The sequence below is a fragment of the Novipirellula galeiformis genome, from assembly GCF_007860095.1.
Classification (GTDB): Bacteria; Planctomycetota; Planctomycetia; order Pirellulales; family Pirellulaceae; genus Novipirellula; species Novipirellula galeiformis.
Genome location: NZ_SJPT01000001.1, coordinates 288,092 through 310,164 on the forward strand (window position 1 = coordinate 288,092; position 22,073 = coordinate 310,164).

Sequence of the window (22,073 nt, forward strand, 5' to 3'; positions counted from 1 at the left end):
GACCGGAATCGTTTCAGTGTAGGCGAACGTTCCATGGCTACGGCCGCTTACAGCGGATCATTCCTGGCCCGATGTTTAACGCCTCGCGATCAGGGATCGCAGGACCAAGCGAGCCTGAGTCGTCTTGCTGACCTTGGGGCGTTTTCGCATCACATCGAAATCAATCGCCCGGATGGCGTCGAGCGTTGCTAGGCCTCCGCCGGCAAACAACCGCAGACTTCGTCCAAGCCAATGCGGGACTCGGTCGCACAGCGGCATCCCGCGATGGAAAAAGGCCTCGGTTTGGTTGCATTGATGCTGGATCAGTCGTTTGAGTGCCTTGTCGGTCGACCGGTTGCTCGCCATGGAATCGAATTGCGACTCGGAAATGCCAAAGGAACGCAATTCGGATTGAGGGATATAAATTCGCCCGATCGCATAATCTCGCGCCACGTCTTGCCAAAAATTGGCCAATTGAAGTCCCGTGCAAATTTGATCCGACAATGCTAAATCGGTCTCGTTGTCGTCCGCTTCCGCCATTCTCAGCACGATCCGGCCGACCGGATTGGCGCTGCGGCGACAGTAGTTATTCAGTTCGTCAACCGTTTCGTAGCGAGTTTGATGTTGGTCTTGGCGGAAGGCGTCCAATAAATCGTCAAACGGGGTTTGGTCCAGACGAAACGGGGGGATCGTTTTAGCCAGTGCAAGGAAGATTCCGTCTGCCGGGTGCCCCTGGAACGTGGCGTCGAGCGAAGCTTGGAATTCGGAAAGGGCACGCAGGGCTGCCTCGGGCGTCGCCGATTCATCGGCCAAATCGTCCGCCGTGCGGCAAAATGCATAGATGTTATAGAATGGCTGCCGCAATCGGTGGGGCAACAGCACGCTGGCGACCAGGAAATTTTCGTAATGCGAACGGGCAAGCCGTCGGCACTCTCGCTCGGCTTGTCGGACAGGGTCGCCTTTCATTGTCGGTGTATCGCGATTTTTTTGGGGGCGTCCATCGAGGAAAACCGGAGGCAATGATGCGTTGGGTCAAGGCCGGCGACACGTTGGGGCAAGCCCGGCGAGGAAGGGAAGCGTGCATGCATCTAGGGAGATAGCAAAGTGATTTCTGCCCTTCCCAAACGCGAATTGTAGAGGGGCTTTCCAGATGCTGCCATGATGCGACAATTGACAGCGGGAGTTCACCCCCGAAGTCTCCACTTTCCTCACGTTATTGGCATCCCATGAAGATCATTTTGGCAGCACCGCGAGGATTTTGTGCGGGCGTAAATATGGCGATCGATTCCCTCGATTTGACGCTCCAGAAATTTGGGCCGCCCGTTTATGTCTATCACGAAATCGTTCACAACCAATACGTGGTCAATACGTTTCGCGATAAGGGAGCCGTCTTCGTTAACGAGATTGACGAGGTACCCGAAGGCAGCGTGTTGCTCTTTTCCGCTCACGGCGTCTCTCCGCAAGTCCGTGAGGCGGCCAAAGCCCGCAGCTTGAACGCCCTCGATGCCACCTGTCCCTTGGTCACCAAGGTGCACCTCGAAGCGATCAAGTACGCCAAGGCGGGGTACACGATTATCTTGATCGGTCACGATGGCCATGATGAAGTGATCGGCACGATGGGGGAGGCGCCCGAGGCGATTCTGTTGGTCGAAGATGAAGCGGATGTTGCCGAGTTGCAGGTCAAGGATGAGTCCAAGCTCGCTTATTTGACCCAGACAACATTGAGTGTCGATGATGCTAATCGAGTGATCAACAAGCTTCGCGAGCGATTCCCCCATATCGAAAGTCCTCCCAAAGGCGACATTTGCTACGCAACTCAGAATCGCCAGGAAGCGGTGCGAGTGCTATCGGATGACGTCGATGTGGTAGTGGTATTGGGCAGCCAAAATAGTAGCAACAGCCAGCGTCTTCGTGAGCTTGCGGCCGAAGGTGGGAAGCAAGCCTATTTGATCGATGGCCCGGACGACCTCGATTTGGATTACTTTACAGCCGCCTCGACCGTTCTGATTACGGCCGGAGCGAGTGCCCCCGAATCGGTGGTGCAAGCGACGATCGATTGGTTGATCAAGCATTTTGATGCGACCGTGGAAGTGAAGCAGATTCGCGAGGAATCGGTCCACTTTCCGTTGCCCAAGCCACTCCGGGCGTTCGCCGCGGAAGTGCAAGCTCAATAGAAGTCGAAATCCGGTCGGTTTGGAACCTTGAGCGGACCGGGCTCGATCTTATTTTCACACACTCACCCACTCTGCGAATAAAGGAATAGGTAGTCATGTCGACTAAAGAGCAGCGACGGCAGAAAAAACTCGCGAAGAAACGTTCCAAAGAGATTGTGAAACGAAAGGAACTCGCGCGTGAGAGGAATTCACTTCAATCGCTCGCTGGGCAGATGAAGGCCGCCTCGGCTGGTCCGCTCGACCAATGTTTGATGAGTGCGGGGTTGTTCCAACCCGACACCAAATTTGGGTCCGTTTTCATCAGTCGGCGAATGCGTGATGGGCGTGTTGCGATTGTCAAGATTCTGGTCGATGGGCTTTGTTTAGGCGTCAAAAATGTCGCTGCATTTGTCTGCTATCCTGCAGATCAAAACCAAATCTTGGAGGACATGTCGCAGTCGGAGTTGATGCAAGAGGTGCCGCTGGCCAAGGCTCGCAAGTTTGTCGAGGGGGCGATCGCCTTTGCCGAGCAATTCAAGTTCGATCCCCATGCGGATTATCGTAAAGTCGAGGTGATGTGGGGCGACACCGATCCAAACGAATGCAGCGAAGCGTTCGCTTTCGGAGACCACGAAGGCAAGCCACGCTTCGTCAACGGACCTTATGATTCGCTGGTGCTTCAGCAACAGATCCGTGAGAAATTGCAAACGCATGCCGGCGAAGGCAATTACAGCATTGTCGTGATGATGGATCCGGTGGACTCAGCATCGGGCGGCGATTGGAGTGACGGTCCTGAATTGGATGCGGACATCGACGAGGACGTGATCGATGGCCGAGCGGTCCCGCGGATTCGTTAGAGTCACCTCTTCGCTAGGGCAACTTCATTGAGGTGAGGTATCACGCGGCATGCGGCAATGGCACGGTGGAGAGCACCGTGCCATTTTTTTGCTGCCGTCAATTTACTTGGCTGGTTGCTCCGCGGAGGCTGCGAGGCTGGCGATTTCAAATTTTTTGAACTGAGCGTCGGTCGTGGGATCGTGGCCTTGGATCATGATCGTGCCCGCTTCGAGACGTTTGCCTTTGCGCGGGTTTTCGTGCGGTTCCCGATCGTCTTGCCAATTGCTGACTTGCACTCCGCCTACCCAAGCGGCGATCTTGGCGCCGTGGGCGGCCAGCACAACGGTGGCCCATTTGCCCGATTCGCCCGCGACGAATCGAGCGTCTTGGCGGCGAAAGATGCCCCCAGTTCCGCAATCGCCCGGCGTCAATGGTGATCCGTCCTTCATCGCGTTACTGACTTGGCACTCGTATCCCATCATCTCCAGCCCAGGGATACAGCGGAAGAAAATGCCTGAGTTGATCTCGGGTTGAGGCAGCTTGTATTCGGCGAGCAAGACAAAGTCATCATACGTTTGTTTGGTTTCGATTTGCCCTTTGCCCCCTTTGACTTGCAGCACCCCTTCGTCGTTGACCGTGTATTCGGTCTTCATTTCGGGGTACTTTTTCCACTGCGAAAGGTCTTGGTCGAGCAGCGAATTCAAACCGAGCGGGCGAAGGCGGATGTTGCGAAACGCGATACGGCCCCCGTTATGTTGCAGCCCGATTCGGCCCGCCGCTAAGGTTGTTTCGTCAGTGTATTCGCATACCAATTGGTCATCGACGGTGATTTGCAAACGTTTGCCATCGAGTTGGATTTGCATCGTTCGCCATTGGCCGTACGTTTGCTTGGGGGCTTTGTCCGAAGCCTTTTGGCGTTTGACCACACCACCGGTAGGAAAGGGATTGTCGTCCCCAGCGATGTTGACTTCGTAACACTCGGTCGCAGGATCGTCGACTTCTAGCGGAGTGCGAAGGAACACGCCGCTATTGGTTTGTTCGTCGGCGTTGAACTCGAGCGTCAATTCATAGTTCGTCCACGGCATCGACGTGCAGAGCAGCGAAGGTTCGCCTTGATCGACGGTGATCGTTTCGTCTTCGATTCGCCAATTGGCGTTGCCCGCGATTTCCCAGCCAAAGAAGGTGTGTCCGTCGAACAAACGAATCCAACCCGCCGAGGCATCGGCTTCATCCAAGCGGGCGGCGAGCAATTCGTCTGCGGTGGCTTCGTACGCTTGCCGATCGAAGCTCGTTTGTGAATCGGTTGCGGTTTCACTTGCTGTGGCGTTTTCGGTTGGGTCGCCCGCGGGCGGCGTTTTGGAACTGCATCCCGATGCGAGCAGCGCCAGCAGCGAAAGGGTTGCTAGGGGCAGTGAAAACGCGGCACAGGGGAAATCACGGCGTTGGTTGGTAAACAAGTCAAGCATATCCATAGCGTTCAAAATAAGACGCCCAACGTGACCGAATGAGTTCGTCGGCTGCGGGGGCGAGTTGGTGTTGGTTGGTTTTGTAGTCTTTGTGCTCGGTTTCCGCCCAAGCTTGGATCGTTGGTTCCACCGCGTCAAAGTCGCTTAAGCGTAGCGTTTGGTAGATGTTCCTTAAGGTTCCAACGGGATCGGCAGTCAGATCTTCGTAGCGAATATCGATCAAGCGGTCTGCGGGGATCGATTCGCGTTGCTGGTGAAACGCATCGTACATCTTTTCGAGGCATTCGATCACGTAGGGCTCGATGGTTTCTTGGTCGGGCTTCTGTAACGCTTGGACTTCATCGAGTCCTTTCCACAGTCGGCAAGTCGATGGGAAAAGCGAACGTGGATCGCGGCTGATGTGAATGAATTTGGCTTCGGGGAATTCACGGGCCAAGTAGGCGATTCGGCCGGTATGCGTCGGGCTTTTGATCACCAATGGACGACCCGTCGCGACGCTGACGTTCAATAAGAAACGGCGCAGCGATTTCAGCCAATGGTCCACTGCGGCATCATCGACTCCATCAAAACTGAGGTAGTCGAGATGCACCGGACCTTCGTTTGGAAACGCAATCCGTCGATAGGGCGAAGGCAATCCCATCGTCAACAGGGCAAACTCGTCCTCTTGAGGGCGGTCCCAGCCTGCGGCCATGTTGTCCATGGGGCGTTTTCCAGGCAGTAACCAATTGGCAAACCGTCTGAAAAACCACTCCGTCGCCAAAAAATGAGCCGGCGCAAAGCACTGGTAGGTCGATGGACTGCTCAGCCGTTCGTCACGGACCATTAACTCGTGCAACAGTGTCGTCCCGCTCCGCCAATGGCCGATGATGAACACGGGGGTGCCGTGTAGTTCTGCTTCACGCAGTTGGCGGCGGAATAAGAGCTTCTGTATGCCCCCCATGATGGTGTTGAAGGGGGTCGCGATCGAGACCCCGATCACGATACCGACTCGGCTGGCTGAGACACGAAAGCGGCCTTCGCGTAGCAGCCGGTACCATACGGTCGGCTTCATTCCGTGCCAAAAGCGGGGGGAGTAGAACGGATATTGATGGAAGGGAGTCTCGGACAACGCAATCGCTATGAATAAATGAGGAAAGCAGCGGAACCAAATCACCTCTAACACTGTAATTGGTTGGTGTTAGCCCGTGCAGTCGTGGGGCCGGATCCCTGCGATGCTTTGTGACATTTTTCAACACTGGGGGCATTCTCCCCTACATTGCTTCGTTTAGCTCCCTCACTCATTTCTTGGTTTTAGTTACAATCGCGGCTCCCTTCGTCCGATTCACTGCCGCAATTTTCACCTCCTTACGGTTTCATTCCTTTGTCCGAAAGCCCTGAATCAACCAATCCCGAGTCTGCGGACTCTCCCCTTCGCGAGTTATCGATCGTCGATCTGCAGCGGCACATCCACCAGATGTACTATGAAAAAGACGTCGCTCGGGGGGTCGAAGGCACCTTTATGTGGTTGATGGAGGAGGTGGGGGAATTATCGTCGGCGCTCCGCGGCAACGATCGCGAAAACTTGGCCGAAGAGTTTGCTGACGTGATCGCTTGGTTGGCAACGATCGCCAATGTGGCTGAAATCGACCTCAACGCGGCGCTGGTTGCTAAGTACGGTCACGGTTGTCCCGGTTGTCGTCGCTTGGTTTGCGAATGCCCCGATTCCGAGAAACCGTGATTTCTATCAAGTTAAGTTCTGATCCCATGATTCAGTCGAACCTTTTCCGGTCGCTAGTGTTACTGCTCTGCGGGGTGGGCGCCTTAGCGCATGTCGTTTCCCCAAGTTGCGGGCGAGCTCAGGATCAGGCGGCTTTGCCAACGCGCGGCGCGGTCGATACCGGCGATTCCGAGTTCGTCACGCTACCCCAGCAAATCTCGCCCCAACCCACTTCGCCTGCGGCCTCCGGCGCGGAGGTGCTCTTTGGAATCGAAGGTCTGTTTCGCGTAGGATGTTGGACGGGGGTTCGCGTCGAAGGCGATTCGCAGCCACCGCCGCGCGTCGTAACCGAGGACGGCGATGGCGTTTCGGTCGCTTATGTTCAAGCCAATGGGCCAGCAAACGGGCCCACGAACGAGCGTCCACACGGTTCGGCATGGACCTATGTGATCCCGGGCAGCGAAGCTGCACCGCTGGTGATCCAACGCGCGGTTTCCCAGCCCGAAGACGCCACAACGAACCCCCAGGCCGCGGAGCGCCAAGCAACGGAACGCCAGGCCGCGGGGAATGATGGCGCAACGGGGAATGATGACGCAACGGGGAATGATGACGCCACGATTGTGACGCGATTTCCGCCGATTGGATCTCCGACGCGTGAATCTTCGCAAGTTCCACTGGGGATGCCTTGGGTCGTCTGTTTTGGTGACCCACTCGGTGTCGAACAAATCGGGGCGAATGCACTTTTGAAGCGAGATGCCACGGTGGCTGTCTCGCGACCTAGCGCTCCGGAGCATTTGCCCGATTCGGTGATTGGTTATGACGGCGTCGATTTGATCATGGTCGAGGCGAGCGGGATTGAGTTGCTCTCGGCATTAAATCCCGCTCAGCAAGAGGCGATCACCCAATGGGTGCATTCCGGGGGTCGACTGCTTTTAATGCTGGGCAAATCGTTGCCGCAATGGAAGTCGGCAGCCCCGTGGTTGCTCGATTTTTTACCCGCGTCGCCCGATTCCGATTGGATGCGGGTGGAGCTGGAACCGGCGGCGATCGAGGCATTCACTTCGACGCAAACACCGCTGACACCCTTCATGGGCATCAAGCTTCCCCGAGGCGTTGGCGAGGTGATCATCACGGGACGCACGACTCGCCGCGTCAGTACGCCGATTGCAGCGGAGTACGTCGCTGGGCTTGGCAAGGTCACCGTGATCACGGCCGATCTAAATGAAGCTCCCTTTGTGGATTGGCCTCAGCGTTTGGACTTGGTGACCAGTTTGACAGGATCGCTTTTGCAATCCGATAATACTCCCTTTACGAAAACGAATCGTGCGACCGCATACGATGATTTGGCGGGCCAGATGCGGTCGGCGCTCGATCAATTCCAATCCCAAAGCCGACTCGGATTTTCGCTCGTCTCGTTGATCTTGATTGGCTTGATCGCTTTGATCGGTCCGCTTGACTACTTGCTTGTGAATCGTGTGCTCGGCAAGCCGATTCTCGGCTGGTTTACGTTTCCGTTGATGGCGATCGCGATTTCAGTCCTGCTCGTGCTCCAGGCCCGACCCGTAGCGGTTGCCGATTCGGAGGACGCCTCTGGTTCGTCAGCGAATTCGGCTGCCCCAGCCCCTGCTGATCCCCAGGCCAATTCAGGGTTGCACAGCAACCGGGTTGAGATTGTGGATCTAGACGTCGAAAGTCGTTTGGGGACGGTGTTCACTTGGAATACGCTCTACACGCACGAGGCTTGCCAACTCGATCTCAGCGTCACCCCGAGTGCCGCCTTCGCAGGGTTCTCCAAACGGATCGATTCTAACTTGACGTTTCCCTTTGGTTTCCCAGGACGCTCGTTCGGAGCGATCCAAGTGACCGGTGAAAGTGCTCGCTTGCCCGGTTACGAGGTGTTGCTCGATACCACCTCGAGTGCGTGGACAAGCAAATTGAGCGACTTGCCACTCGCGCCACGCAGCAGCAAGTCGTTCGCGAGCCAGCTTCGTTTTGTCGTCAACATTGCCGATGATTTGTCGATGCAATCCCGCAGTGGTACGGAGTTGCTCGAAGGTTCGTTGTCCAACCCGTTGCCCGTCGACGTGCTCAACGGAATGTTGATCTATCGCAATTGGATTTATTTCTTGCCGACTCGGTTCCCGGCGGGGGCCCGGATTGCCTCGGTCGATTCGCTTCGGCAAAAGAATTTTCGCTGGCAACTTTCTCGGCAAAAGGCACTCGAAAGCGCCACCGAGACCGAGTCTTGGGACCCTGCGGCGACCGCCAGCCTCGAGCGGATTGCTGAAATCATGATGTTTCATGATGCGGTGGGTGCGGCTCGCTACACCGGTTTGAAAAACGAGGTGCTTTCGGGCTTGGACTTCAGCGATGTGTTGACCAGCGAGCGTTGCATTTTGATCGGAAAACTTGCCAAGCCGGTGACTCAGTTCCGTGGCGAGAATGGTTTCGATGACACGATTGAGGTCGACAAAAGCCTGTCCATGATGCGGCTGGTGATTCCCGTCACAAGCAAACAAAGATAACGTTACTGACCGGCGTCCTGGGGGGCGTCGATCCATCGACGATGGTAAACCTTTACATCGAAAGCGAAGACAACGCGTGATTAAGACAGTTGACTTAACGAAAAAGTATGGCGACGCGTTCGCGATCAAAGGCATCGACTTGGATCTCCAGGCCGGAGACTTGTTCGGGTTTATCGGTCCCAACGGAGCGGGCAAGACGACGACGATGCGGATCATCGCGACGCTGCTTGAACCGACCTGGGGCGAAGCCTACGTGTGCGGCCATAGTGTGCATACCCAACCCAAAGAAATTCGCCGTCTGGTGGGATACATGCCCGATTTTTTCGGGGTTTATGACGACATGACCGTGGTGGAGTATCTCGAATTCTTTGCCGCGGCGTATCGTATCAACGGCCAAAAACGGACGGACCGCGTTGACGAAATGTTGGATGTGGTCGACTTGGAATTCAAACGCGATGCTTACGCCAACACGCTCTCCCGAGGGCAAACCCAGCGTCTCGGTTTGGCTCGCACGTTGTTGCATGATCCGCAAGTGTTGTTGCTGGACGAACCGCTTTCAGGGCTCGATCCGCGAGCTCGTATCGAGATGCGGAATCTGCTTCGCAAGCTCGGAGAAATGGGCAAGACGGTGATCGTTAGCAGTCATATTTTGCCGGAGCTCGCCGATGTTTGTAACAAGGTCGGAATCATCGATCGCGGCGAATTGAAACAGAACGCCAAGGTGACCGAGGTGATCCGCATGGTGCGCGAGCATACCGTGTTGGTGATTCAAACCGCGGAGCGCGAGCAGATGGACGAGGTCGCAAAATTGTTGCAAGGGCACGAAAAGGTGCAAGCGACCGAACCCGGCGATGATGCGATTCGCATCATCCTAAAGGCTGGCGTGGATGAGTACAGCGATCTGCCGAAGTGGTTGATCGAAAACGGAATCAATTTGAAACGGTTCAGCGAAGAGGAACTCGATCTCGAGTCCGCGTTCATGGCGTTGACTCAAGGCACCAGCCGCCGCATGTAGCATGTCACAGTGTGATTTGGATCGTCGTCCTTTGCTCCGGCAAAAATCGAGTTTGCCGGCGCTACGTTTGCCGGCGCTATTTTTTCGGTGCGGCTTTGGCCAATCGCATCACCAGATGTTCGAGCAAGAATCGATCGCGGCCCTCGGCGCTGTGCGTTCCTTTGAGTCGTAGGTCGGCATCGAGCAGCCATGGCAAAAGCTGTTTGCCTCGGGCCCGGCCGAGGCCTCGTAGTTGAGCCTTGGATTGTTGAATGTCCGAGGGCCGGTTGATGCCTGCCGCCGCCAATGCATCTTCCAATTGCACCGTGCGACCTTCACGCTCACGATGCTCGACCACGGCGGTCGCCATCCCTAATCGCCGCAGCGACCATGCGATTTGAGGCAACAAGGCGATCGGTCGCTGACCCCCACTCATCAATTTGTCGAGCTGCAATAGTGCCTCCGCAGCGTTGCCCGTGGCGATGGCTTCGGTGATCTGCCAGACCGTTTTGCCTTGCCATCCTGCAACCACTTCACGAACCAAAGGTTCGTCGATCGTTTCGCCTGGCGCCTTGTAGAGGGCCAGCTTGGCAATCTCGGTCTCGAGCATGCCGATCTCTTCGCCCAGCATTTCAATCAGCGCGTCGGCCGCTTCGCCCGACAAGGTCGCGCCATGCTGTCGGGCGACGTAGCCGGTCAAGAATTTTCGCCGCGTCGCAGCGGTGATCCCCAGCTTTTTATCCGAGCTCGATGTGCAGGCGACGGCGAGATGGTCACCGGCGATCGCCTTGTACAATTTGGTGTTCGACGCCAACGACGACAGCTCAATGATGAACCGATTGGATGTCCCCGGGGTGGCGACGTACTTTTCCAGTTCCGGGCGATGTTGGGAGACAAATTTGTCGGCATCACGAATCACGATGCTTCGTTTGCCGTCAAAATCGAATAGCGAAGCGGTGGCCAAATCGTCGCGCAAGTCGGACCAGCGGACCGATTCGCCATCGAACGAAGTCACATCGCCATCCGACGAAAGCGCCGCAATCACCCACGTTCGCAGCGTCGTGTCGGGACCAAATACGGCAGCCACCGACGGCAAGTCCGCTGGCGGTTTTGACAACATTTCAAAGGCGTTTAAGATCGCCATTGTTTACTTCTTAGCGAGAGTTCGAGTGGAGACTGCGAAGGCTCAAGCCTAAAGTTTGTGCCGCAGAAACGCCAGATGGTGTGCGGTGACCGTCATGCTGCTCTGCGAAACAGGGCATGGTCGACGTCCGCTCGCAGCTATTTGAATGCGGCGTTCGGACGCGCCGCGGTCTGCTCATTTTTCGTTGGCATCGGGAATCCACTAATCGGCTGGAAACCTCGGATGCGTGCTCGCGGAGCGAGACCCTGGGTGTCAATCGGTTGGTCCAAAATGTAACTGCCCATGTTGCCCGCGTTGTCGGTCGCGTCGATTCGCAAATACAGTTCACGCGGTAATTGCGGGTCGGCGGGCCAAACGTAGTCGCCGTCGTTGCGAAGTCCTGCGGCGATCGTGGTCCAGGGACCATCGACTTCATTGCTGAAGGACAACGTGATCGGACGTGTCGCCAAATTCGCATCATCGCATTCGTAACGAATCACCAACGAACCGGTCCGATCGGCTTCTCCATATTGAGCTCCCGTGATTCTTACTTCCGGCTTGCTCTGATCGACCACGACGACAATATCGGGGCTCTCACTCGCTTGAGGTCGAGGGCTGGCAAGCCCATTGGAACTGACCACGACGATGCGGAATCCGAACACCCCTTCCTCTTTCGTCTCAATGTCGAAGGGGCTCGCTTTATCAGGGTCTTGCCCCCAAAACTTCCAACTCTTGCCGCCATCGGTGCTGCCGTAAAGCTCGACTGATTCGACGCCCACCATACCCACCGCCTCGAGTTCGTATTCCAAACTAAAGCGATTCGAATCACTGAATCGGGTTGGGATGCGTCCCCCAAAGGTGGCTGCATCGATACGCGATTCCAGCGCACGCCGGGCGCTGTAGCGATCGGTTTCTGGCGTGGCGGAGGGAGCTGAATTGGTTGTAGCTGGACTCGTTGTAGCTGGACTCGTTTGAGCTGGGACACTGTTCACAGGGGGGCGGTTCATAGGGGCGGATGCCGCGCGACGTTCTGGTTCCGCCGGACGTTTGGGGCGGGCGTTCGAGTCCAATGGCCGCATCGCTTCCGCCAGCGTGCGCGGGCGAGTCGGTTGCGGTGAGGTGGTTTCTGGATTCGCAGCGGGCTGAGTGCTGGGCATGTTACTAGGCATGCTGAACGGCCCCGCCGAGGAAGTGGTCGGTGGCGTCGCCGGCGAACCGGTGGTGGGGGCGAACAACGCTGGGCCACGTGAGCCGGTGGGGGCGAGCGGGCCAAATCCGCTGCTCACTTGCTCCGGCGTTGCCGGTGGCGGTAATTCAATCATCCCTTGCCGCTGAGCATAGCGTGGCACGAAACTCGGATTGCCGATCTGGCCGACCACTTGGCCCGTCGCGTTCGGGTGGAGCGTCGTCAGGCCTGAATCCGATTGCAAACTGGGCGGCGTTGTGATTTGCCGGGGTGGCATTCCTGACGCTTGGCCCGCCGCGTTGGACGGAGGAATGAAGCTCATGGGCGGAATCGCAGAGGCTGGGGGAATGGCCTGCCGCGGTGGGATCGCGATCGCGTTTCTCGGAGGAACGCCAGTTAACGGCGATTGTGCGATCGCACGTTGGGTTTGTCCGTGCAAGGTGTCGCCCCGAAGTTGGTTCATCTGAACATCCTTGCGGTACGATCCAAAGTTTGTAGCGACGCTGAGGTGCCCTGGGGCCGGGGAAACCTCGGACTTTTTGCGATCGAGCTTAATGACCGGGTTCGATGCGTCCTCGGGATGATTCTCCGCAGGATGAATATACAATTCCGTGGTCGTCGATTCTGTGGTCGTGTCGGTGCGGAAGCGAACCGGTCGTGCCTCGAACCGATTGCGGTGCGTTGCATCGAGATAGGGCTGTTCGCGGACGTTCTCCGACGGAACCGTCCCCGTTTCGGGAACGGGTTGTTTGTGTTCACCGGCGATCGTGTTGGCGGCAAAGCGGTTCGTTGCCAGCGACGCTAAGCGAGGGCGATGCAATCGCTTCATCGTTACCGTTTGGTTTCCGGCGGCATCAACCACGGTGACGTGAATCGAAAGTTGGCGCCAGTCTTCTTTGGGTTGAAACGAAAACGAGCGATCATCGCCTACAGGGGTGATCGAAAGCGGTTGCCATTTATTCTCAACGTCGCTCGCGTAATAGAAGCGTGTGTCGGAGATCGCGGTTGCGTCTTCGATGTTGAGCTTTCCGCGCACGGTGCCGTCGGAATCGCCGTCCGCTTCTAAACTCAACAACGGTCCCGTGGTGTCAACCACGACTTGCAATTGAGGTCGGATGGGCCCCGCAGGATACGCGGTGCCTTTGGAATCGAGCGTTTGAGTGGCGAACAAGAAGACGCCGTCTTCTTCGCTCGTGAACGTAAACTCACGGGTGCTCGGCGGTTTGGAATCAAAGTGTTCCCACGTCGATTGGCCACCGCGATTGACGTACAACCGTACCTCCACGGGATGCGATTCGGCCGAGTCCACATTGAAGGGGATTTTGAACGAGCGAGAGCTCAAGATCGCCACAGGGTCTGTTGCGGGCGGCACCTTGGCGGGCACCGAGCCAGTGGCTTTGGCAAGTGAAGTTGCCGCGGCAGTCACGTCGCTGGACGATTTCGGGCGACGAGGCACCGAGGCGCTAGCGGTGGGGCTGGCTGAGCCTTCGCTTGATAAGATGGGACGGGGGTGAACGGTGCCGGAGGCCGGCGAATCGTCGCGAGGCTGGGGGGTTGCAATCGCAAATCCACATCCGCTGAGAGCGAATACCGCAGCGACGATGGCTTTCTTGGCGGTACGCATCTTGTTAATCAGGCCTCAAAGACGGAAAACAGTATCTTCATCCCTAGATCGGGTTCGTCCTACTTCACTTCGATTCTTGAAATAATTACCCCAGCGACGCGATTCCATGGCAAAGTCTTGTTATCTCTATGACGTTATTGTCATTGGTGCCGGTCATGCGGGCACCGAGGCGGCCGCCGCTGCGGCGCGGTTGGGAGCCAAAACCGCGTTATTGACCACGAATTTGGACACCGTGGGACAAATGTCGTGTAACCCGGCCATCGGGGGTGTCGCAAAAGGGCAGATCGTCCGCGAAGTCGACGCCTTGGGGGGATTGATGGGCCGCGCGATCGATGCCAGCGGGATTCAGTTTCGCTTGCTCAATTGCCGCAAAGGCCCGGCGATGCACAGCCCGCGGGCTCAGGCCGACAAAAAGGCCTATCAAAATCACATCAAATGCCAGATCGAGCAGCAAGACAATTTACATCTGCGGCAAGAAACCGTCGTCGACCTGATGACCGAAACCATCGACGGTAAAACGCGAGTTGTCGGGATCAGCGTGGTGGGTGACGCCGAGTACCGCGCGCCCACGGTGATTCTGACGACCGGTACGTTTCTCAAAGCGATCATGCATACCGGCGACGCCAAGACCTCCGGGGGCAGGGCAGGGGAGGGGACGACGACCGGGATTAGCGGGGCGCTAAACCGCTTGGGATTCGAGGTCGAGCGGTTCAAAACCGGCACTCCGCCTCGGCTCAACGCCCGTTCGATCGATTATTCGCAGTTGGAATTGCAGCCCGGCGACGACAACCCGCAACCCTTTTCGTTCATGACCGGCGCACTCGATCCGCTCGATCAATTGCCTTGTCATATCGCCTACACCAACGATGCCGTGCATGAATTGATCCGAGCCAATTTGGATCGAGCGCCGATGTACAGCGGCCAAATCAATTCCCGCGGTCCTCGCTACTGTCCTTCGATCGAAGACAAAGTGGTCCGCTTTGCTGACAAAGATTCGCACCAATTGTTTCTCGAACCCGAAGGTCGCCAAACCGAAGAGGTCTACGTCAATGGGATCTCGACCAGCCTGCCTCGCGATGTCCAAGATCAAATGTTCCGCATGATCAAGGGACTCGAGAAGGCACAAATCATGCGTTATGGCTACGCGGTGGAGTATGACTTTTGTCCCCCCACCCAGCTGTGGCCCCACTTGGAAAGCAAGTCGGTGGACGGCTTGTTCCTGGCGGGCCAAATCAATGGCACCACCGGCTATGAAGAAGCGGCCGGACAAGGTTTGATCGCCGGACTGAACGCGGCCCGCAAAGTGGCCTCCCAATCCCCTTGGACCCCGACTCGCGATCAAGCCTATATCGGGGTCCTCGTGGACGACCTTGTGACCGCCGGAACGGACGAACCCTACCGCATGTTCACCAGCCGTGCGGAGTATCGGTTACTGTTGCGACAAGACAATGCCGATCGGCGATTGACCGCCGCGGCCGACGAGCTGGGCTTGATCGACGCCGATCGTCGCCAACGCTTTGCCGATAAAATGACGCAAATCGAGCGTGCGATGGAGTGCCTCAAACAGGCTCGCGTCGATGGCACCCCCGGTGACGTTTACTTGCGACGACCCGAAGTCGACTGGGAGACGATGTGTGGCCACGTCGAAGGCCTGCGAGAAATCGATCAAGAGGCTGCCACGCAGTGCTTGTACGACATCAAATACGAAGGCTACATCAACCGCCAAAAAATGGAGGTTGAGAAACACCTTCGTTTGGCCGGCAAACGAATCCCACAAACGTTCTCTTACGATGCGATTGGGCCGTTGCGTCAGGAGGCACGTGAAAAATTGAATCGCGTTCGTCCACTGAATCTGGACCAAGCAAAGCGGATCAGCGGCGTCACGCCCGCTGACTTGGCCTTGGTGTTGGCCCACCTTGAACGCAAGAAGTCAACGTAAACCTAGGGAACGCTCGCCCTGATGTCCGGTTCAATGAATCAGGCTTTGGGAATGAGCTGTCGTGGGGGTTTGCGTTGATTTTGTAACAAGAAAATGCGGCCGAATTCTCTTAAGTTGCGATCAATACGTGACTTAAGGGAATTAAATCGATCTTGACCCCATATGTTAACTCGATAGAATTCGTCGGTGAGGCAGGCTTGGTAAAGCAGGGGGACTCGGAGTTTCTTGCTGTTTGCGTTTTTCGCACACTTTGGCGTGGAAACGTGCTAGTGCGGGGGACGGGAAGTTTGTTAAACAAAGACTCGTGGTGAACGGTTGGGTGACTTGTGCATTGGATTGCACAACGAATCATTAACTTACATTTGCTAGCAAGTGACATCATGATGGTCTGTCTTTGGACTTAAGCTCGTTGCGGTTGGCTTGGCGTCGATCTCAGTGGAGATATTTCCAGAGCTCCAGGATTCACAATGTAACGGCTCGTCATGCAGGGAGGATGGTTTCTGCCATGACCAATAAAACGGTCTTCACGACAGGCGAAGCGGCCAAAATTTGTAAGGTCAGCCAGCAAACGATTATCCGTTGTTTCGACAACGGTTCGTTGAAGGGGTTTCGTGTCCCCGGAAGTAAGTTCCGACGCATTCCACGTGAACAGCTTTTTCTGTTCATGAAGGAGAACGGAATTCCCACCGATGCGCTCGAAAGCGGCAAAAAGAAGCTGCTGATCGTTGACGACGACCAAGATTTGGTCGAGTTGATCAGCGAAGGATTTGCCCGCGATGGGCGATTTGAGATCCGCACGGCGAACAATGGGTTTGACGCCGGAATGGGGGTCAAAGAGTTTCGTCCCGATTTGGTAATCTTGGATGTGATGTTACCTGACATCAACGGAAAAGAGGTTTGCCAACGCGTGCGGAGCGATCCCGCCTTAGATATGGTCAAAATTCTATGCATTTCCGGCATGGTCGAGCATAGCAAGGTGGACGCGCTGAAAGTCGCTGGCGCAAATGATTTCATGCAGAAGCCGTTCTCGATCGATGATTTGATCAATCGTTCGTGCGACCTGTTGGAAATCGAACGTGGCGTGATTGGGTAACCACGCGTTGGGTCACCCGAAACCGCTGGCCACCTTGTGGGGGCGGTTTGATTCAAGTGACCCAGGTTCCAGGCGACCCAGTTTCCAAGCGAACTAGTTTCCAAGCGACCCAGGTTCGTCGCAGCGGCATGCGACGTTAGGGATAAAACGACGAGTGTTCTCCGGATGGTTCTAGCAATCGTTCGGAAATCACTTCGTCCTTTGTCTCCTCATTCCTCATCGCAAAGCGAGATCCCACTCCCCAAAACGGATTTGTCGAACGCGGGACTAGGTGCAGAGGCCCAGTGAACAACGGCGAAGTTATTTCGGAACGATTCCTGAGCATGATCCCCACGACTCCCTTGTTACCCAATCTGCGTTTCCAATCCTTTCGATGGTGGTTGCCGCGTTCGCTCGTCGCGACTGAAACATTGATGCGGTTGCTGCTTCGCAGTGCGGATGCGTCAAGCGACCGACATGTCGACCCGGTAACGCTTCAGCAAACGGTGCAGTGCTTGCGCGCCGACCCGCCATTGTTGATCTTTGCTGTGGCTTCGTTTCCCGGCGACCCGACTTCCGGCGACCCGACTTCCGGTGACCCGACGTCAGGTGACCCGACTTCCGGTGACCCGACTTCCGGTGACTCGACGTCGCTCTCGAATTTGGCCACTTGGCTGGCCAACAACGCGGTCACGCTGTTTGCCAACGGGGATGCGTTTTTGGCGGCGCCGACGATTACCTCCCAAACTCGCGCTCGCTGGTCCGAGCTGGACGCTTATTTTCAAACCATTCCGCTGGACCGCTGGATTAGCGAAGCGTCATTGTGGCTGGAAGCGACCGGACCTTCTCTGCCGTCGGCATGGCAACAACGATGGGCGAATGTTTGCGTCCAAGACGAAGCGGTCTCATCCTCTCGAGTCGTTGCCGATGCGAGTGGGACTGCGGGCGATTCTCTGCAGCAATTGGCGCGTCAAATCGAGCACACCGGAGTGCTGGAGCGTTCGTTTGATCAACAAATTCACCAGCGTAAGTTGGCGTCATTAAAGCAATTCGCCTACGGGCTCTCTCATGAAATCAACAATCCGTTAGCGAACATCTCGACGCGGGCTCAGCAGTTGAAGCAGGGGGAAGCGGATCCGCAGCGCAACGCATCGTTACAAAAGATCGTCGATCAAGTTTATCGAGCGCACGAGATGATTGCGGATTTGATGTTTTACGCAAATCCATCGCTGCCGGAGCCATCGCCGTGTGACCTCGGGCAGTTGCTATTACAGATTGCTGATGAATTCGTCGTGGAGGTTGATTCGCTCTCGATCCGCTTGGAGACGGAGGTTCCGTTGGACGCGGTATTGCTCGATGTCGATTCCACGATGATCGGCGAGGTGATGCGGGTGTTGTTGCGAAATGCGATCGAAGCGATCGGTTCGAGTGGCGCGATCATGATTTCGATCGTGGATCAGTCCGATCGTGTGTTGATTGATGTGGCGGATAGTGGCCCAGGGCTGTCGCGTGGTGCACGCGAACATGCCTTTGATCCTTACTTTAGTGGTCGCGAAGCGGGCCGAGGACTCGGGTTGGGGCTTTGCCGAGCCTATCGGGTGATCAAGCTGCATGACGGCGAGATCACGCTCTCGGGCGGCCCGAGCGGTTGTGTCGCAACGATCTCACTTCCTCGCTAGCTCAATGTCATCTACCCCGACACCAAACGGGTGGGCTTTCTAGCGATGCGTCCAGTGTTTTTTGAACGTTTTTTCTGGCTGTGACCGGGCGGCATGCGCCGCACCGCGACTAAAGCCGATGTCGTTGAATAAGCGGATGTCATTGAACGCTGGGTCGGTCGGCGGTGTGATCTTTTCTCCCGCCCTCCATTTCCACTAGATAACCTTCCATTGACGCCGTTGTGGCCGTTCCGCATTTCTGTTGTCCGTCATTTCACAAAAAAGATAGCCCGGTAGTCGGCTGCCCCCGGATCTCCAATAATTCCTCTCTATTGAAACCGTTTCCACCACACGATTGATGCAGAAACCATGCTAGATTCCGCCCTGGAATTGGTTCGATTGCAAGAAAATGGCGATTTGACCGCAGTTGAAATTGTTGAGAAAGCGTTGTCGTCGATCCAAGACACCCAGGCTTCGATCAACGCGTTCACCCACGTTGCGGCGGAACAGGCCATTGACGCTGCCAAGCGGGTCGATGCGAAACGCGCCGCCGGTCAGCCGCTGGGGCGTTTGGCGGGCGTTCCCGTGGCGGTCAAGGACGTGCTTTGCACCTCGGACATGCCGACCACCTGTTCCTCACGCATGCTCGAAAACTTTCGTCCTCCCTACGACGCCACCGTCGTCAGCAAGCTGCGCGCTGCTGATGCGGTGATCATTGGCAAAACGAACATGGACGAATTCGCGATGGGTGCCAGCACCGAAACGAGTGCGTTCGGCGTGACGCGAAATCCCTGGAATACCGACTGCACGCCGGGGGGCAGCAGCGGTGGAGCGGCCGCCTGTGTCGCCGCCGGTTCGGTGCCGCTTAGCCTAGGGACCGACACTGGAGGCTCGATCCGGCAGCCCGCTGCGTTTTGTGGGATTACGGGGATGAAGCCCACCTATGGGCGCGTCAGCCGCTATGGGTTGGTCGCCTTCGCCAGCAGTTTGGATCAAGTTGGACCGATGGCATGGTCGGTTCCCGATGTTGCTCTGTTGCTCGAAGCGATTGCCGGATTCGAGCCGCGTGATTCAACTTCGCTGAATCAATTCGTACCAAACTATTCCGATGTCTTGCAATCGGCGGATCTGCGTGGGCTGCGGATCGGTGTTTTGAATGAGGCCGCAGAGACCGCGGGAATCGATCCTGCGATCATTGCTGCGGTCAACGAAGCGGCCAAGGTGTTTCAGTCCCAAGGCGCTGAGATTGTCGAAATCCAACTGCCGCACAGTAAGTATTGGGTGCCGACGTACTACGTGATCGCGCCCTGTGAAGCGAGTAGCAATCTGTCGCGATATGACGGAGCTCATTATGGTCACCGCACCGATTCGATCGATTTGACCAGCGAGCATGGGCCCTTGGTTTCGGCGTACTGTCGCAGTCGCGCCGAAGGATTTGGATCCGAGGTGAAACGCCGCATCATGGTCGGCACGTACGCCTTGAGTGAGGGATATGCCGACAAGTACTACAGTCAAGCGCTCAAGGTGCGTCGTTTGATCAAAGGCGATTTTGACGCCGCGTTTGGGCAAGCTGATTTGTTGCTCGGCCCGGTCACCCCTTCGACCGCGTTTCGGCTTGGCGACAAGATCGAGGATCCCATTCAAATGTATCTTTGCGATTTGTTTACTGTCGGAGCGAATCTCGCCGGCTTGCCCGCGATTTCATTGCCCGCAGGAAACGATGCCAATGGATTGCCCATTGGGATCCAATTGCAAGCACCGGCGCTCGAAGAGTCGCGTTTGCTGTTTGCCGCAAACGCCTTTCAAACGGCCACGGATCACCACCACCAACGTCCCTCCCACTGATCACACGTCACGTTGTCTCTCAACGAATTTTGGGGGGCAACGTTTTACGAGTCTTCCCTGGGCTCGTTTTCGTGACCATCGCAACCACTCATAACGCCATGTCAACTCAGCAAGTCACCACCATCATCGGGCTGGAAGTCCACGTTCAACTCAAGACAAAAACAAAATTGTTTTGTGGGTGTCGCACCGAGTTTGGCGCACCGCCAAACACGCAAGTTTGCCCCACGTGTTTGGGGTTACCCGGCGCGCTTCCGGTGATCAACGAGGCGGCGATCGATTTGGCGATCCGCACTGGGTTGGCGATCCATTGCTCCATTCCCGAGATGACCAAGTGGGATCGTAAGCAATACTTTTATCCCGACTTGCCCAAGGGGTATCAAATCAGCCAATTCGATTTGCCGATTTGTGCCGATGGGTATCTTGAGATCGTCGATCCCGCGGACGAGAACAACACGCGTCATATCGGCATCATTCGCGCGCACCTTGAAGAGGATGCGGGCAAGAGTATGCATGACGAGGTCGCTGGCAAAAGCGACACGCGAATTGACTTGAACCGCTGTGGCACGCCGCTACTGGAGATCGTCAGTCAGCCGGATCTGCGTTCTGCTGCGGAGGTCCGCGAGTACTTAACCCAATTGAAATTGATCCTGATGCATCTCGATGTTTCAGATTGCGAGATGCAAGAGGGCAGTTTGCGTGTCGACGCGAATGTGAACTTGCACATCGAGATCGATGGACAAAAAATCGCGACTCCGATTGTCGAAGTCAAGAACATGAATAGCTTCCGCGCGGTCGAGCGGGCGCTCGAGTTTGAAATCGAGCGTCAATACATCGACTGGGAAGCGGATGGGTTGACGATCGAGGATCGCGCCAAGACCACACGTGGTTGGGATGACTCCAAGGGCTGCACGTTCATTCAGCGTGAAAAGGAAGAGTCGGCCGACTATCGTTACTTCCCCGATCCCGACCTGTTGCCGATCCGAATCCCAGCCGAACGAATTGAACAGGCACGTGCATCGCTGGGTGAGTTGCCGCAAGTGACGATCGCGCGACTGCAAAATCAGTATGGCTTGAACGTGTACGATTCCAATGTGATCGTCAATCAAGGGCCCGCGATGATCGCCTATTTTGAAACTGCAGCAGAGATCTCAGGCGATGCAAAGCGTTCGAGCTCGTGGATCCAGCAAGATGTGATGCGGACGCTCAAAGAGCAAGAGTCGACGATTGACGCGTTCGCAGTTTCAAGCGACCAACTCGGCGCGTTGCTGAAACGAGTCGCGGCAGGCGAGATCGATAACACGCGAGCAAGAGACGTGTTTGCGTATCTGCTTGAAAATAATGTCACGGTCGAAGCGGCGATGAAGACGCTCGGTATCGAGCAGGTCGATAGCGGCGAACTCGATTCGTTGTGCCAAGAATTGCTCGACGCCAACCCGCAAGTGGTGGCCGACGTGCAAGGCGGCAAGGTGCAAGCGTTGGGCGCATTGATTGGGCAAGCCAAGAAGAAGAATCCTAATGCCAATCCCGGCAAAGTCCGCGAAACCCTGCTGCGTTTGATCCAGTCGTAGGCCAAACCAAGCCGATGGAAATAGGCGGATACCATCCACTTCGTTAGCAACACGGCGCAACGACGTGCGGTTTAATGCTTTCGTAGCTACGCTCGCCAGAGCGTGGATTTCCGCCGCGATCGCGACGGCAGCGACGCCGGTACCCTCGAGTTGTTTTTACGTCTCCCAAGCCGTCCGGTTGCAGCGAGCAAAACGTTCAAATCAAACCGCGTGGCCCCTCGCCGCGCCGACTCCTCCTTCTCATGTCCTGACGACTCCCTGGTCCTATCTGCACACTTCTGTGCGTCGACGCGCGGTTGACAATGAAGAGATAGGATATCCGTTGGAATTTTTTGTTCAGCGTTCATTTTGCGGTTGTCGTCTCCGAGCGTTGACTAGATGCTTAGCACCGCCTGCAGGGCCATAAAG

At 56.3% G+C, this 22,073-nt stretch carries 15 protein-coding genes; 10 read left to right on the forward strand and 5 right to left on the reverse strand.

From position 1 onward, the window contains the following. Positions 1–75 precede the first annotated feature (75 nt). Complete coding sequence (gene hpnC / locus Pla52o_RS00965; RefSeq protein WP_146592722.1) at positions 76–945, reverse strand: squalene synthase HpnC; 870 nt, start codon at positions 943–945, stop codon at positions 76–78. Positions 946–1,205: 260 nt separating this feature from the next. Here hpnC and ispH point away from each other — a divergent pair, with 260 nt between their 5' ends. Continuing rightward, positions 1,206–2,153, forward strand: coding sequence for a 4-hydroxy-3-methylbut-2-enyl diphosphate reductase (gene ispH / locus Pla52o_RS00970; RefSeq protein ID WP_146592723.1), 948 nt, complete (start codon positions 1,206–1,208; stop codon positions 2,151–2,153). A gap of 95 nt (positions 2,154–2,248) precedes the next feature. Beyond that, complete coding sequence (locus Pla52o_RS00975) at positions 2,249–2,989, forward strand: hypothetical protein (protein ID WP_146592724.1); 741 nt, start codon at positions 2,249–2,251, stop codon at positions 2,987–2,989. A 102-nt stretch (positions 2,990–3,091) separates the two neighbouring features. Here Pla52o_RS00975 and Pla52o_RS00980 read toward each other — a convergent pair whose 3' ends face one another. Together Pla52o_RS00980 and Pla52o_RS00985 are read right to left on the reverse strand one after the other, a co-directional pair. Then, on the reverse strand, positions 3,092–4,441 hold the full coding sequence (locus tag Pla52o_RS00980) for a 3-keto-disaccharide hydrolase (protein WP_231611999.1): 1,350 nt from the start codon (positions 4,439–4,441) through the stop codon (positions 3,092–3,094). Continuing rightward, on the reverse strand, positions 4,428–5,597 hold the full coding sequence (locus Pla52o_RS00985) for a sulfotransferase family protein (protein WP_231612000.1): 1,170 nt from the start codon (positions 5,595–5,597) through the stop codon (positions 4,428–4,430). Before Pla52o_RS00985 ends, Pla52o_RS00980 begins: the two co-directional genes overlap by 14 nt. Positions 5,598–5,888: 291 nt before the next feature. Here Pla52o_RS00985 and Pla52o_RS00990 point away from each other — a divergent pair, with 291 nt between their 5' ends. From Pla52o_RS00990 to Pla52o_RS01000, 3 genes are all read left to right on the forward strand, one after another. Continuing rightward, entirely contained in the window at positions 5,889–6,152 is a 264-nt protein-coding gene (locus Pla52o_RS00990) for a MazG nucleotide pyrophosphohydrolase domain-containing protein (RefSeq protein WP_146593481.1), read from the forward strand. 26 nt (positions 6,153–6,178) lie between these two features. After that, positions 6,179–8,656 (forward strand): hypothetical protein, encoded by a 2,478-nt coding sequence (locus Pla52o_RS00995; protein ID WP_146592725.1) that lies wholly within the window; start codon positions 6,179–6,181, stop codon positions 8,654–8,656. Between the two features lie 76 nt (positions 8,657–8,732). Then, the gene (locus Pla52o_RS01000) at positions 8,733–9,671 is read left to right on the forward strand and encodes an ABC transporter ATP-binding protein (protein WP_146592726.1); all 939 of its coding nucleotides are present in this window, start codon (positions 8,733–8,735) and stop codon (positions 9,669–9,671) included. A gap of 76 nt (positions 9,672–9,747) precedes the next feature. Here the strand turns inward: Pla52o_RS01000 and holA are convergent, their stop codons facing one another. Together holA and Pla52o_RS01010 are read right to left on the reverse strand one after the other, a co-directional pair. Next, the gene (holA, locus tag Pla52o_RS01005; RefSeq protein WP_146592727.1) at positions 9,748–10,794 is read right to left on the reverse strand and encodes a DNA polymerase III subunit delta; all 1,047 of its coding nucleotides are present in this window, start codon (positions 10,792–10,794) and stop codon (positions 9,748–9,750) included. Between the two features lie 137 nt (positions 10,795–10,931). Then, positions 10,932–13,583, reverse strand: coding sequence for a hypothetical protein (locus tag Pla52o_RS01010; RefSeq protein WP_146592728.1), 2,652 nt, complete (start codon positions 13,581–13,583; stop codon positions 10,932–10,934). A gap of 106 nt (positions 13,584–13,689) precedes the next feature. Here Pla52o_RS01010 and mnmG point away from each other — a divergent pair, with 106 nt between their 5' ends. The 5 genes from mnmG (at position 13,690) to gatB (ending at position 21,665) form a co-directional block, all read left to right on the forward strand. Next, positions 13,690–15,522: a tRNA uridine-5-carboxymethylaminomethyl(34) synthesis enzyme MnmG gene (gene mnmG, locus Pla52o_RS01015; protein WP_146592729.1), complete on the forward strand. Its 1,833-nt coding sequence runs from the start codon at positions 13,690–13,692 to the stop codon at positions 15,520–15,522. A gap of 505 nt (positions 15,523–16,027) precedes the next feature. Next, the gene (locus tag Pla52o_RS01020; protein ID WP_197168931.1) at positions 16,028–16,615 is read left to right on the forward strand and encodes a response regulator; all 588 of its coding nucleotides are present in this window, start codon (positions 16,028–16,030) and stop codon (positions 16,613–16,615) included. A 323-nt stretch (positions 16,616–16,938) separates the two neighbouring features. Beyond that, positions 16,939–18,273, forward strand: a complete 1,335-nt coding sequence (locus tag Pla52o_RS01025; protein ID WP_146592731.1) for a sensor histidine kinase — start codon at positions 16,939–16,941, stop codon at positions 18,271–18,273. A 348-nt stretch (positions 18,274–18,621) separates the two neighbouring features. Continuing rightward, the gene (gene gatA / locus Pla52o_RS01030; protein ID WP_146592732.1) at positions 18,622–20,097 is read left to right on the forward strand and encodes an Asp-tRNA(Asn)/Glu-tRNA(Gln) amidotransferase subunit GatA; all 1,476 of its coding nucleotides are present in this window, start codon (positions 18,622–18,624) and stop codon (positions 20,095–20,097) included. A gap of 98 nt (positions 20,098–20,195) precedes the next feature. Next, a complete protein-coding gene (gatB, locus tag Pla52o_RS01035) occupies positions 20,196–21,665 on the forward strand; it encodes an Asp-tRNA(Asn)/Glu-tRNA(Gln) amidotransferase subunit GatB (RefSeq protein ID WP_146592733.1) in 1,470 nt (489 codons plus the stop codon). Positions 21,666–22,073 lie beyond the last annotated feature (408 nt).